We start from the raw sequence: 13,038 nt of genomic DNA, 5'->3' as shown, positions 1-13,038 counted from the left end.
AGTGTCGTTTAAAGAAACTGAGTGGAGCGTGAATGATGGATCAGGCAGTGAGTTTTACTTTTTTTGTTCGATTAGTTCGAAAGTATTGGCGCGGCATCATACTGTGGACCATCGCAGGAGTATTAGTTGCCGGTAGTTTAGCTTTCTTTGTAGTAACGCCGAAGTATAAAGCGAGTGTTCAGATATTAGTCAGTCGCCATAGCGAAAATGCGGCAATCCAGTATGCGACTCAACAGGCGGATGTTCAGATGATCACCACTTATAAAGAACTGATTACGAATCAGGTGATTTTAAAGCCTACCCAGCGAGCTTTAGCTAAATATAAGGGTTATGACGGTACGTTAGGAATGCTAAAAAACGAAGTCAGTGTTTCTAGTACACAGAATTCGCAAGTCTTTTCTATTGATGTGTCAGATTCCCATCCACGACAGGCTGCGATGATTGCTAATCAAATAGCCCAGACGTTTAAAAAGCGAGTAAAAGAAATTATTAAAGTTAATAATGTGACGATTGTATCTGCGGCGGTTCCGGCTACTAATGCCGTTTCGCCACGGAAACCAATTTATTTAGCAGCAGGGCTAGTTGTTGGCTTATTACTAGGCTTTCTCTACGCCAGTATCAGGATGTTAACTGACCGGCGGGTTCATGATAGCGACTTTTTGACGGATGAACTTGGTTTGACAAATCTTGGTCAAGTCAATCATCAGCATCATCATCGGCACCATGATCAGATTGAAAATATACAGACTAGCCAAAATTCACGAAAAAAACGTGAACATCATCGTGAGTCAGCTGAAAGGCGGGTGTGATTTCAGATGTTTAAACGAAAAAAAACAACATTAACGGCACCAATTAATTTAACAACAATTAATGATCCAAGTTCTGTCATAACAGAACAGATTAAGACGTTACGAACCAATATTAATTTTGCGGCGACTGACCAAGAGTTAAAAACTTTAATGGTGACGTCAGCAACATTAGGTGAAGGAAAATCAACGGTTAGTGCAAATTTAGCCGTTGAATATGCTAACGAAGGGTTGAAGGTGCTGTTAGTCGATGCCGATCTACGTCGACCAACTGTTCATAAAACGTTTGGCATTTCAAATCAGCGTGGCTTGAGTTCTTGGCTGGGTCATCAGATTCAAGATGTGAATAAAGCGATTCATCCTGCTGTAGGTAATTTGTTTGTGATGCCAAGCGGCCCTAAGCCACCGAATCCGGCCGAGTTACTAGGAAGTAAGTTGATGGGTGCTTTTTTGAAAGCTGCCGGTGAACAGTTTGGAGTTGTGATTGTTGATGCCCCACCAATCTTGCCAGTAACCGATTCACAGTTATTGGCTAACAAGATTGATGGCACGGTGTTGGTAGTCCGACAAAATGTTGCGCAAAAAGTGGCAGTTCGTGATGCTGTGGCAGCGTTAAAGCAGGCGCATGCCACGATATTGGGAACTGTATTGAATGATGTACAAAGTAAGCATCATCAAAATGGTTATTACGGATATAGTAATGGGTACTACAGTGATGAAAGCTAATTATGTAGATCTGCATTGTCACATCTTACCGACATTAGATGATGGTTCGGCATCACTAGCGGTGTCATTGGATTTAGCACGCCAAGCGGTTTTGGATGGAATTGGCTATATTTTGGCGACACCGCATCATCTTGACCGGCACTATGTTAATTCGGCTGAAACAGTTCGACAAGCTGTTTCAACGTTTCAAGCCGAACTTGATCGTGCACAGATTGCTTTAAAAATTTTTCCTGGCCAGGAAGTTCATTTGAATGGTCATTTAATGGATCATTTGGACGATTTATTAGGTATTGATACTGGACGTCGTTATTTATTACTAGAACTACCACATGAAATGGTACCTAGTTATGTTGACGAAGTCATCTTTCAATTATCATGTGAAGGGATTACGCCAGTGATTGCTCACCCTGAGCGAAATGCTCAGATTATCGCTGAGCCTCAGCGCCTATATGAGCTTATAAAGCAAGGCGCACTAGCGCAAGTAACAGCGACAAGCTTAGTCGGTACTTTTGGTCGGCAAGTCCAACGAACGGCAAAAGAGTTGGTTAAATGCGGTCTCGTACAAGTGGTCGCTTCGGATGCGCATCATCTTCCGAAACGTCAATTTGCAATGACGGCTGCTTATCATGAGTTAACAAAAATTGATCCAATACTTTCCGAGCAATTTGCAACCAATGCGCGGGATTTGTTGAATGGTGGCAACGTTAGTGTGCAGACTATCGAAGTACCACGAAAAAAACGAAAGTTTTGGTTGCTTTAAAAAGGAGTGTCATATAATTGAAAGCTTTGGTAACTGGTGGTGCGGGGTTTATTGGCTCGCACTTGGTCGATCATTTGGTCCGGCAAGGGATTGATGTGGTCGTTGTGGATGATTTATCAATGGGTGATGTTGAGAATATTAAGAATCGTGATTTAGTGACGATTTATATTGAAGATGTTCGCAATGAGCGCTTTATGCAACAACTGTTGCAGCAAGAGAATTTTGATTATATTTACTTCTTAGCGGCAGTTGCGAGCGTTGCAGATTCGATTGAGCGTCCTGGAGAGACGCATGCCATCAATCACAATGCAGTGTTAAGTACCCTTGAATTTATTCGAGCAGCTAAGTTACCAATTAAACAATTCTTATTTACCTCCTCAGCAGCAGTATATGGGAATTTACCTGAGTTGCCTAAAAGAGAAGATTCGCGAGTTGATCCGCTATCACCGTATGCAATTGATAAGTATGCGACGGAGCGGTATGTGCTCGCCTATGGGAAACTATATGATTTACCAACCGTATGTGTACGCTTCTTTAATGTCTATGGACCTGGTCAGAATCCCAGTTCGCCATATTCCGGAGTGCTGTCTATTTTAACAAGTTGTTTGGAAGATAATAAGCCATTCACATTGTACGGTGATGGTTCACAGACCCGTGATTTTATTTACGTTGAGGATGTGATTCAAGCTTTGTGGTTGATTACGACTAAACAAGCCAATCATCAAGTCTTTAACATCGCTAACGGTCATGAATTAAGTCTGAATAGTATTATTGAAATTTATGAAAAAGTCGCTGGTCACCAGCTAGATGTTCAAATGGCTGCTGGTCGCGAAGGCGAAGTGAAACATTCTGTTGCTAATATAGGTAAGTTAATTAACTTAGGATATTCAACACATTGGTCTTTGAAAAAAGGACTGGGTCAATACTGGAAAGGGGCGCGACATGCGACAAATTGAAGCAGAAGATGAGCAAATGATGATAAAAGCAGTACCAGTTAAGCCGACATATAGTTTTGTCAATCAGATTGGAACGCCGGTTTCGGGTAGAGGGCTCATTGTTAAACGTATTTTTGACTTGTTAGTGGGATTACTAGGGACAATTATTAGTAGCCCACTAGTACTGGTTTTTGCAGTTCTGGTGAAAGCTACTTCGGCTGGCCCGGCTTTTTATAAGCAGGAACGTGTCGGCCTGATGGGTCAGTCGTTTATGGTTATTAAGTTACGCTCAATGTATCAAGATGCAGAAGCTAAGACTGGTGCAGTTTGGGCTCAGAAGCATGATAGTCGGATTACATCGGTTGGTCGTTTCATGCGGAAAACCCGGATTGATGAATTACCGCAGTTTTGGAATGTGCTTAAGGGTGATATGAGTCTAGTTGGTCCTAGACCTGAACGGCCAATGTTAACAGAAGAGTTCAGCAAAGAGTTTAAAGATTTCCCCAAACGATTACGAATTATTCCTGGCATAACGGGTTATGCTCAAATTAATGGTGGGTATGATATTACACCTGACATAAAGTGTCAGTTAGATAACTACTATATTGAACACTACTCTCTATGGTTTGATATAAAAATGCTGTGTGGAACTATAAAAGTAGTTTGCACTGGAGATGGTGCAAGATGAATGAATTGGACGTGTCAGTATTAATTTCTGTGTACCATAAAGAAAAGCCCCTTTTTTTTCAGGAAGCTTTGGAAAGTATTGCTACTCAAACACAATTACCGCGACAGGTAGTGGTGGTAAAAGATGGTCCACTTACAGAATCTTTAGAAACAACACTTAGAAATTTTGTTGATAGGCATAGTGATGATTTTGAGATAACTATTGTTCTAGTTAAGACATTGAGAAGTCTTGGGTATGCTCTAAATAAAGGTATACAGTATTGTAAGGCGCCGTTAGTAGCTCGGATGGATAGTGATGACCATGCACTTCCAAATAGATTAGAGTTACAAACAGCGTTCTTTTCTACACATCATGATGTGAAAATAGTTGGTAGTGTTATACAAGAATTTAACACTAACTGGGAAAATGTAATTGATTACCGTGTAGTTCCGACTGATCCAAACCAAATAAAAAAGTTTGCCAAGAAAAGAAATCCTCTAAATCATATGACCGTAATGTTTAAAAAAAGTTTTGTGCAGAAAATTGGTTGTTACCGTGAAGTGATAGGTTTTGAAGATTATGATTTATGGTTAAGAGCGCTACAGGCAGATGAGAAATCTATTGCAAATATTTCTATCCCATTGGTTGCTGCAAGAGTTGTTTCTTTACAAAAACGACGTGGGGGATTGAAATATATTAAACAGAATTACCACGCACGGGTACATTTTCTTAAGGGAGGTTTAATTGATAGGCAGAGTTTTTGTATTGGAGTTTTATCTGCAGTTGTTGTAGGTATTAGTCCAACTTGGCTGCGGCAATTTATTTATAATAATTTGCTAAGAAAGGGAAGAGTTTAGATGCCAGTATATCTTTCAATTTTTGCGGTTGTTGTAATTTTGACCATTCTTAGTTGGAGTTTTAAGTCCTATATTCCTATGATTCTAGCTGGAGTTGTATTAGCGTTATTTGCGGGAATGCGCGTACAGGTTGGCTTCGATTTTTCTAGTTATCAGGATGTGTATGCGGAAATACAAAATGGTATTGCTTTATCTTCAATTGGACACTTTGAAATTGGGTATTTAATTTTAAATTGGATAGCAGTACAGCTTTCATTGAGCTTTAATGGATTTCTGATTTTTTTTAGTCTGATTACTTTTAGCCTGTTCACATTATTTTTGGTGCTTTTGAAGCAGCCACAGTTGGGATCAATGGCGCTCTTATATTATTTTTCGAGATTTTATTTTACTCGAGATCTTGGTCAGATACGTGCATCACTCGCTGCTGTGATATGTTTACTAGCGTTTTATTTGCTTCTGAAGCACCACTTCGTGTATTTTGCAATTGTAACTTTAATTGCGAGCCTATTTCAAAAAGTTGCGTTGGTCTTTTTTGTGGCTTACGTAATAGTGAAAGTATTTAAAAAGAAAGTAAATATAGTTAGTTTCCCAATTGTTACCATATTTGCTGTTATTTTATCCAAACTTGCAGGCGGTTTCTTACAAAGCCATGCGAATATATTTAATTCATACTCAGATTACTTGACAAATACAGTGTTTACAGGAAGTGGGTCTGGACTCGCAAACCCAGTGATTTGGTTTCAACTAGCTATTGGAATGCTTTGTCTGTACTTTTTCTTCCAGCATAACATTCAAAGTGGAGAGCAAAAGACTATGGGAATTACAGCTTCTGTCGAGAATGTACAAAAAGTTATAGTTGTTTACCTGACTGGTACACTTATATTAATACTATTTAATACGCTTCCAGCAGCTGCTGGGCGTGTATCCACTGTTTTAAACACGTTTGAAATAATACTTGTCCCATTGATCTTTCAGAGAATGTTTAAAGGTATGATGCAAATAATCACTTTCAGTGTATTCTCTATGGCAGTTTGGTATTTGTTTTTTGTACATGCGGGATTACAAGTCTTTATTCCGTATCATTCAATCTTAGGTTGAAAGGTGTGAATAGTATGCTTGTTTCTATTATTACTACTGTCTATAACAGAAAAGATAAAATACTTCGGTTATTTCAAAGTTTAGAAAAGCAAACGAATGAAAGCTTCGAATGGATTATTGTGGATGATAGTAGCAATGATAATACTTATGAAGGGTTAGAGCTTATAGAGGCATCAAATTGTGGCTTTAAAAGGAAAATTAAATATTTGCATCAAAATTCGGGAAAACATATTGCATTGAATTATGGGGTTCAAATGGCAGCTGGTGAGATTACAATTATTGTTGATTCAGATGATGTTGCTGATCCGAAAATGATCAGTAGAATAATTCAACAATGGAAAGTTGAAGGTCGAGCTAGTGATCGAAAATTAGGTATAATCGTGTTTGAACGTTTCTCCAGTGATGGAACTCCTTTACGAAAAGTTCCGCATGATAATGTTCGCGCAAATTTGGTCGCATATAGATACGGTAATGGATTGATGGGAGATTATGCGGAAACATTCAAAACGAGTGTTTTAAGAAAGCATGCCTTTCCAAAATTTAAAAATGAAAGGTTTCTTTCAGAAGACTATGTATGGATTGATATCGGCAGGGTATATGATGCAATTTTTGTCCAACAAGGTATATATACAACTAAGTACGATGAGGATGGATTGACGCTTAATTCAAAACGAATAATGTGGGATAATCCCATTGGGGTCATGAAGCTGGCTGAAAAAAGGCTGTCAATTGAAACACCCATGTATTGGAAGTTGAAATTTATCATGGTATATATGATTTTCTCGTTTAGAAATAAGGTTAGCATTTTTACTATAATTAGGAAAGTGCCCAATAAGTTGTTCGCAATACTGCTTTTACTTCCAAGTAGCTTTGTTTATCTTGTAATGAAAAATCGGTTTAGAGTGAGTTAAATTGAGAACATATAGGAGAAAAACATTTGAAAATTTTGTATGTCATATCGACCTTGAAGAATACTGGCCCAGTAAATGTATTATATTCGTTGTGTAAAAGATTGAGTAAGGTAAATAACATTAGGGTACTCACGCTCTCTCCAGAGACTGATGGGAACGAATGGAAAAAATTCTCTACACTACCCATTGTGGTGGAAAGTTTGAACCTCTCTAGGATTGAGTTTATTTATAAAGGAAAAGAGAATTTTCAAAGGTACCTTGAATCAAATTCATTTGACGTTCTTCACAGTCATGGTATTAGGGCAGATAAGTTGGTTGCAGGATGTGACTCCAATTGTTTAAAAGTAAGTACTGCACATAATAATCCTGAAGTGGATTATGTTTCTACATATGGGCGCATCATTGGGAAAAGTATGGCAAAAAGGCAATTTAGCTATTGGAGAAAGATGGACAAAATAGCTTGTTGTTCTAGCTACATAAAATCTCAAATTTCATTAAGGATAAGTAAAGAATGTCTACTGACAGTCCATAATGGAACTGGAAAGATCAATTGTGTGAAAGATGTTCCAGAAAAAAATCAAAAGATTGAGCTTTTGTGTCTAGGAACGTTGAGTACCAGGAAAAACACTGAATATGTTGTTCAAAATTTTTCAAAAGTGGAAAGTAAATTAAGTCGTCTTAAACTGACCGTGGTAGGTGACGGACCACTATATGAGAAGCTTAGTGAGAAGTTTCAATCGAGTAAGATTCACTTTACGGGACAAGTTGCTAATCCTGAAAAATATATTAAGAAGGCACATTGGATGATTTCGGCTTCTTTGTCTGAAGGGTTGCCTATGTCGATTATTGAAGGATTATCGGCTGATTGTAATCTGATATTGAGTGACATCGGTCCACATAGAGAAATAGCAAGTTTGTTGGATTCAAAATTATATCGTCTTTTTAGAATAGATGATGAAATTAAACTTCAGGAAATCATGCTTGCAGTTGATGCTGGTGTAATCGAATGGTGTCCGGGAAGTGAAGAATACTGGAATGTATATTTTTCTGATTTAGTTATGGCAGAGGAATATCAAAAAGTGTATCAGTGATAGATGAGCTGATATATTATTCGTTAATAGCTAAGTGCATAATGACAATAGGAGTAAGTAATGGTAAATATTTTTTATCTAGTTTTTGGATTGAGTAGTGGTGGTAAAGAAAAGTATTCTTTGAACCTGTATGAACATATAGATAAGAGTAGGTATAATTTGCAATTTATTGTTAAATATATGAGTCATGATTTTTTTGATGATCGATATAAGGCTGCTGGTGGGCATAAGATAGCATTGATGAAAGTTAATACTAAATTGCCAGCAAAAATTAATACATTGATTTTCGCATTAAGAGTTTTCAAAAATGTGAGAAAAAATTATGATATTGCCTATTTTAATCTAAATAAGCCTGCAGATATATTCACATACCCGTTGATCTGTAGACTAGCTGGACAAAAAAAGATTATTATACATTCGCACAGCTCCTTTCAAGATGATGAAACCTATTTCTTAAAAGTAATGAATGCCCTTGGGAGAGTTGCAATTAATTTGATTGCAAGCGCAAAATTCGCATGTTCGGATAAGGCAGCTGTGTGGATGTTTGGGAAAAAGCATGCTCAAAAACATGACTATAAGTTAATTACAAATGGCCTGGAAATCGATGACTATGACTTCAATAGGAACGTACGGGGACGAATGAGGCTTGCATTAGGAATAGAGCCTAATCAGATAGTTGTCGGACATGTGGGTCGTTTTGCAACGACCAAGAATCACACGTTTATATTGGATGTATTCAAAGAAATTTTAAAAACTCAACCGAATGCAATACTAGTGCTTATTGGTGTAGGTCCGCTCAAGAAAGATATGATAAAAAAAGCGGAATTATTGAAGATTACTTCGAATGTGAAGTTTATGGGTGAAGTGGTGAATGTTAATGAGTATTTACAGGCGATGGATGTTTTTATTTTACCCTCTATATTTGAAGGACTACCGATTTCTGGAGTTGAAGCGCAAGCGTCAGGATTGCACTGTGTGTATTCCAGTAACATTTCACAAGAAGCTGATATTACTGGAAATGTTCAATTTTTAGGGTTAAATGAAGGAATAGAGAAGTGGGCTAGTACAATTATAGCTGAGAGCAAAATTTGTCGTCAAAGTGAGAAGGGAAAGGTTGCTAAAGCTGGCTTTGACGTTGAACATTCAACCAGACAAGTGGAAAGCACAATTGATCAGTTAATGAAGTAATACTTTAGTAGAAAAGTAAAGTGGTAAATATTAAATATGTTAAATAATAAGGTTAAGCGGTTGGTAAACAATATTGGAATTTTTGCAATTGGAAATTTAGGAAGTAAACTTATTAGTTTTATTCTAATACCAATTTTTACTAGGTACATGTCGACGACAGATTTTGGACATGTAGATTTGATTACGACCACTGTCAATATGTTGTTACCTGTGGTAGCCCTGAGTATTGCAGATGCAGTATTTAGATTTGCAATGGAAAAACGAATCAATCAGGCCGAAGTGTTATCTACTGGATTTTTGTTTACTATGTTTATGATTTTGATAACTTTTGCAATGTATCCTATTTTGTTGTTTTTTAAAGTGTCGTATGTTGTTTATATTATTTTATATTTGAGCATAGGCTTAATTCAGAACCTATTGCAAAACTTTGTTCGTGGTATTGGTTTTGTACGTGTTTTTGCAATAAATGGGCTTGTTAGCTCAGTCGTGATGGCGTTCGTAGGTACATGGTTAATTGTTTATAAGCACACCGCTGTGCAAGGATATTTGGTTGCCCTGATTATATCTGCTGCTATTTCTGTTGCGTTCATGGTGTTTACAACAAAAATTTGGCACTACTTCCGATTCAATAACTTTAGTTTGCATATGCTGAAAAGTATGTTTAGATATAGTATTCCCCTGATTCCTAATGCTTTTTTCTGGTTTTTTACGAATGATGCAAGTAGATATTTTATTGTTGGATTTGTAGGATTGGCAGCTAACGGATTGTACGCAGTTGCAACCAAGTTACCTACTATGATTAACGTTTTATATACAGTGTTTTCACAAGCTTGGCAGATATCAGCGGTGGAAGAGTATGAGAGCGATCGTGATGAAAGATTCTTTTCAAATGTATTTAACGCTAATATTGGATTATCAGTAGTTATAATTGGAGGAATCCTGATAATTCTAAAACCAATTATGTCAGTATATGTAGCAAACACATACTTTGTTGCATGGAAGGTAGTTCCATCGTTATTATTTGCTACTTTTTTTTCAAACCTATCTAGTTTTTTGGGAACAATTTACTTGGCAACTAAGAAAACAGCGGGAATTATGAAAACCACAATCTATGGAATGATTGCCAATGTATTTTTAAACTTTTTATTAATACCAACGTTAGGATTACAAGGTGCAGGAATTGGTGCTGCACTTGGTTTCGCTTTTGTGGCATTCATTAGATTGAGAGATATAAGAAAATACATTTTCATACATGTAAATTGGCAATTATTATTTAGTTCACTATTTATTTTGTTCTTAATGTCGGTATTACAGTTCTTTTGTCGGACAAACTCACTGGTTATGTATAGCCTGTTGGTAGTATTGGAAATCATTCTTGTTTTTGTGAATCTTAGACCAATATTTGACGCAAGGTTGACGAGTAAATAGAGAAAGTAATTTTGGGAGGAAAAGATGTATAATACAGTTTTCTTGTTTGATACTAGTGTGACAACTGGAAATTTAGGTGATTTTATTATCATGGATGCAGTAAAAAAGCAGTTAAGGCAAATGTTTCCAAATAGCTTCTTTGTAAGTACGAGCACACATGATACAATCGGTAAAAATTCAAAAGCAATCCAGAAAAAAGCTGAATATAGCTTTATTGGAGGAACGAATTTGTTAACAGATAGATTTCTGGGAAGAAATCATGCGCAATGGCATATCGGGGTGAGAGACTACTCTGTTGAAGGCTCAGTTGGGATTGGTTTAGGATGGCAGTCATATGGGAGAAAAAACAGACTAATTGATTTACCTTTAAAGGTTGCACAAAAGGAAATTTATAAGCATGCGCTTAGTTCACGGTTTCTACATTCGGTTCGTGACTCGTATACTCAAAAGAGACTGCAAGACATGGGTATTGAGTCCATCAATACTGCATGTGTAACCATGTGGGAATTAACTCCGGATCATTTAAATAGAATACCTAAAGGAAAGGCTGATACCGTAGTTACAACTGTGACGGAATATTGCCAGACTCCGGAGTATATGAAAGTGTATGAACGTCTGATGACAGATTTAATAAAAAATTATTCAAGAGTAAAACTATGGATTCAATCTCCTGGAGATATTGAAATATTTCAAAAATTAAATTTAGGAAATAGTAGTAAGGTTGAGTTTATTGCCCCAAATTTACAGTCATATGATGATGCACTGGATGACTCAGTTGATTATATTGGAACTAGACTACATGCAGGCATTAGAGCGTTACAGCATGGCAGAAGAACATTGATTATAGAAATGGATAATCGAGCACGAGAAATTGCTAAGGATACTAATTTACCAACTATAAGTTATCGGCAAATTGACAAAGTGCAAGAGTTTATCAATAGTGATCAAGAAATGGATATTAGGATTCCGTTTAGTCAAATTTCTAAGTGGAAACACCAATTTGTATAACGTACGTGTAGAATAATGGGTTAGGAGGAGAAGTTTTGAATGAATATATTAAGAGTGATTTATTCAGATGTTATGGTAATTCTAAATTAAGTACTTTTATATTTGCTTATATTTTTAACGGAACATTCAGATTTCAATGTTCCATTCGTTGGGGACACACAAGTGGTTTGAAAGGTTTACTCGGTAAAATATTATGGCATTTAGATTATACACATAACATAGTTCGAATACACTACTCTACGAATATCGGTTTTGGATTATATATAGGTCATGGAGGGCCAATAGTTGTGAATAGTAGAACTGTTATCGGAAATAATGTAAATTTAAGTCAGTTTACAACTATCGGTTCAAATTCAGAAACACCAGCAAAAATAGGGAATAATGTATATATAGGGCCTAACGTTTGCATTGTAGAACATGTGACAATAGAAGATAATGTCACCATTGGGGCGGGAAGCGTTGTTACTAAAGATATACCCAAAAATGCCACGGCTGTAGGTAATTATGCCTGTGTGATAAATTTTCAAGACCCAGGACATTTTGTAGATTATCGGTGGGTAAGTGGCTAGGGCTTGTTTTAAAAGCTAAAATGCATATTGCTTCGTTCCCTTTTCTAAATTTAATATATTAGGGCCCGTTTGAAAACTACTTAAGTAAAATACAAATTGAGGCAACGTATACCGCTGACAGAAAGACATGCGCTAACTTATCGTAACGAGTAGCTATTCGGCGATAATTCTTTAACAGATTGAAGAAGTTCTCAATCAAATGGCGCTCACAGTAAACGTAATAATCACAGTCCCATTTGTTTTTGGCATTCTCTTTTGGCGGGATGGTGTAGGTCCCCGATTCCGCTGTGATATATTGTCGCAACTCAGTGGTCCCATAGGCTTTGTCCGCAATGACATTAGAGTCGGACAGGTCCAGTGATTCCAACAAGGTTTTAGCCGCACGACTATCGTGTACCTGACCGCCTGTTAGTAAAAAGCGGACCGGATTGCCTAAGCCATCCACGACCGCATGAATCTTCGTCGTACGACCACCACGGCTTAGTCCAATGGCTTGATTTTCGACCAGACACTTGGCGTTTTTTTTGCTCCCGTTGCTTTTTGATGAGCTCGAACAATCGTCGAATCTAAGCTAAGATTTTCCATATCTGGATCATCAATGAGTTCTTCAAAGATACGTTCGAAGAGCCCAGACTCAACCCAGAGGCGGAAACGACTATAGACTGTCTGCCAAGCACCATAACGTTCTGGTAAGTCACGCCATGCCGCACCACTGCGCATAACCCAGAGAATGGCGTTAAAGGCAGTTCGGTCATCAATTTTGGATGGTCGTCCAGTTCGATATGGTGGAAATAGTGAAGCAATGCGTTCCCACTGGTCATCTTCAAGTTCATAACGTTTAGGCACTGTCATGGTAAAACCTCAATTCGTTTTTACAAAGATTATACCTAAAAAAGATGTTTTCAAACAGACCCTAGGTAAAATACAAATTGAGGCAACGTATACTGCTGACAGAAAGACGTGCGCTAGCTTATCGTAACGAGTAGCTATTCGG

The 13,038-nt window shown here is 37.4% G+C and carries 13 protein-coding genes and 1 pseudogene; 13 read left to right on the top strand and 1 reads right to left on the bottom strand.

Translation table 11 applies throughout. From position 1 onward, the window contains the following. Positions 1-35: 35 nt before the first annotated feature. From FFM80_RS01530 to FFM80_RS01470, 13 genes are read left to right on the top strand one after another with little or no spacing between them, the layout of a single operon-like run. The gene (locus tag FFM80_RS01530; protein ID WP_223877274.1) at positions 36-809 is read left to right on the top strand and encodes a YveK family protein; all 774 of its coding nucleotides are present in this window, start codon (positions 36-38) and stop codon (positions 807-809) included. 6 nt (positions 810-815) lie between these two features. Further along, a complete protein-coding gene (locus FFM80_RS01525) occupies positions 816-1,532 on the top strand; it encodes a CpsD/CapB family tyrosine-protein kinase (RefSeq protein WP_137639212.1) in 717 nt (238 codons plus the stop codon). Next, positions 1,522-2,292, top strand: coding sequence for a tyrosine-protein phosphatase (locus FFM80_RS01520; protein WP_137639211.1), 771 nt, complete (start codon positions 1,522-1,524; stop codon positions 2,290-2,292). The genes FFM80_RS01525 and FFM80_RS01520 overlap by 11 nt, the downstream gene beginning before the upstream one ends. A 17-nt stretch (positions 2,293-2,309) precedes the next feature. Next, complete coding sequence (locus FFM80_RS01515) at positions 2,310-3,248, top strand: NAD-dependent epimerase/dehydratase family protein (protein WP_137639210.1); 939 nt, start codon at positions 2,310-2,312, stop codon at positions 3,246-3,248. A 16-nt stretch (positions 3,249-3,264) separates the two neighbouring features. Beyond that, positions 3,265-3,915: a sugar transferase gene (locus tag FFM80_RS01510; RefSeq protein ID WP_223877280.1), complete on the top strand. Its 651-nt coding sequence runs from the start codon at positions 3,265-3,267 to the stop codon at positions 3,913-3,915. Then, positions 3,912-4,751: a glycosyltransferase gene (locus tag FFM80_RS01505; RefSeq protein WP_137639208.1), complete on the top strand. Its 840-nt coding sequence runs from the start codon at positions 3,912-3,914 to the stop codon at positions 4,749-4,751. The genes FFM80_RS01510 and FFM80_RS01505 overlap by 4 nt, the downstream gene beginning before the upstream one ends. Continuing rightward, entirely contained in the window at positions 4,752-5,849 is a 1,098-nt protein-coding gene (locus FFM80_RS01500) for an EpsG family protein (protein ID WP_137639207.1), read from the top strand. Between the two features lie 14 nt (positions 5,850-5,863). After that, positions 5,864-6,760, top strand: a complete 897-nt coding sequence (locus FFM80_RS01495; protein WP_137639206.1) for a glycosyltransferase family 2 protein — start codon at positions 5,864-5,866, stop codon at positions 6,758-6,760. A gap of 26 nt (positions 6,761-6,786) precedes the next feature. Next, the gene (locus FFM80_RS01490; protein ID WP_137639205.1) at positions 6,787-7,851 is read left to right on the top strand and encodes a glycosyltransferase; all 1,065 of its coding nucleotides are present in this window, start codon (positions 6,787-6,789) and stop codon (positions 7,849-7,851) included. A gap of 60 nt (positions 7,852-7,911) precedes the next feature. Further along, entirely contained in the window at positions 7,912-9,039 is a 1,128-nt protein-coding gene (locus FFM80_RS01485) for a glycosyltransferase (protein WP_137639204.1), read from the top strand. A gap of 36 nt (positions 9,040-9,075) precedes the next feature. Further along, complete coding sequence (locus tag FFM80_RS01480; RefSeq protein ID WP_137639203.1) at positions 9,076-10,467, top strand: oligosaccharide flippase family protein; 1,392 nt, start codon at positions 9,076-9,078, stop codon at positions 10,465-10,467. Between the two features lie 24 nt (positions 10,468-10,491). Continuing rightward, complete coding sequence (locus FFM80_RS01475; protein ID WP_137639202.1) at positions 10,492-11,475, top strand: polysaccharide pyruvyl transferase family protein; 984 nt, start codon at positions 10,492-10,494, stop codon at positions 11,473-11,475. 35 nt (positions 11,476-11,510) lie between these two features. Further along, a complete protein-coding gene (locus FFM80_RS01470) occupies positions 11,511-12,044 on the top strand; it encodes a serine acetyltransferase (protein ID WP_137639201.1) in 534 nt (177 codons plus the stop codon). A 76-nt stretch (positions 12,045-12,120) separates the two neighbouring features. Here the strand turns inward: FFM80_RS01470 and FFM80_RS01465 are convergent. Continuing rightward, a pseudogene (locus FFM80_RS01465) lies at positions 12,121-12,896 on the bottom strand (IS5 family transposase). Between the last annotated feature and the right edge of the window lie 142 nt (positions 12,897-13,038).

This window comes from Lactiplantibacillus dongliensis, assembly GCF_005405105.1.
Classification (GTDB): domain Bacteria; phylum Bacillota; class Bacilli; order Lactobacillales; family Lactobacillaceae; genus Lactiplantibacillus; species Lactiplantibacillus dongliensis.
Note: the sequence above shows the minus strand (reverse complement) of the source record. Positions and strands in the feature narration are given on the sequence as shown.

Coding starts and splice junctions, on each gene's coding strand:
- FFM80_RS01495 (WP_137639206.1), top strand. CDS start 5,864: ATGCTTGTTTCTATTATTACTACTGTCTATAACAGAAAAGATAAAATA.
- FFM80_RS01500 (WP_137639207.1), top strand. CDS start 4,752: ATGCCAGTATATCTTTCAATTTTTGCGGTTGTTGTAATTTTGACCATT.
- FFM80_RS01505 (WP_137639208.1), top strand. CDS start 3,912: ATGAATGAATTGGACGTGTCAGTATTAATTTCTGTGTACCATAAAGAA.
- FFM80_RS01520 (WP_137639211.1), top strand. CDS start 1,522: ATGAAAGCTAATTATGTAGATCTGCATTGTCACATCTTACCGACATTA.
- FFM80_RS01480 (WP_137639203.1), top strand. CDS start 9,076: ATGTTAAATAATAAGGTTAAGCGGTTGGTAAACAATATTGGAATTTTT.
- FFM80_RS01530 (WP_223877274.1), top strand. CDS start 36: ATGGATCAGGCAGTGAGTTTTACTTTTTTTGTTCGATTAGTTCGAAAG.
- FFM80_RS01475 (WP_137639202.1), top strand. CDS start 10,492: ATGTATAATACAGTTTTCTTGTTTGATACTAGTGTGACAACTGGAAAT.
- FFM80_RS01510 (WP_223877280.1), top strand. CDS start 3,265: ATGATGATAAAAGCAGTACCAGTTAAGCCGACATATAGTTTTGTCAAT.
- FFM80_RS01525 (WP_137639212.1), top strand. CDS start 816: ATGTTTAAACGAAAAAAAACAACATTAACGGCACCAATTAATTTAACA.
- FFM80_RS01485 (WP_137639204.1), top strand. CDS start 7,912: ATGGTAAATATTTTTTATCTAGTTTTTGGATTGAGTAGTGGTGGTAAA.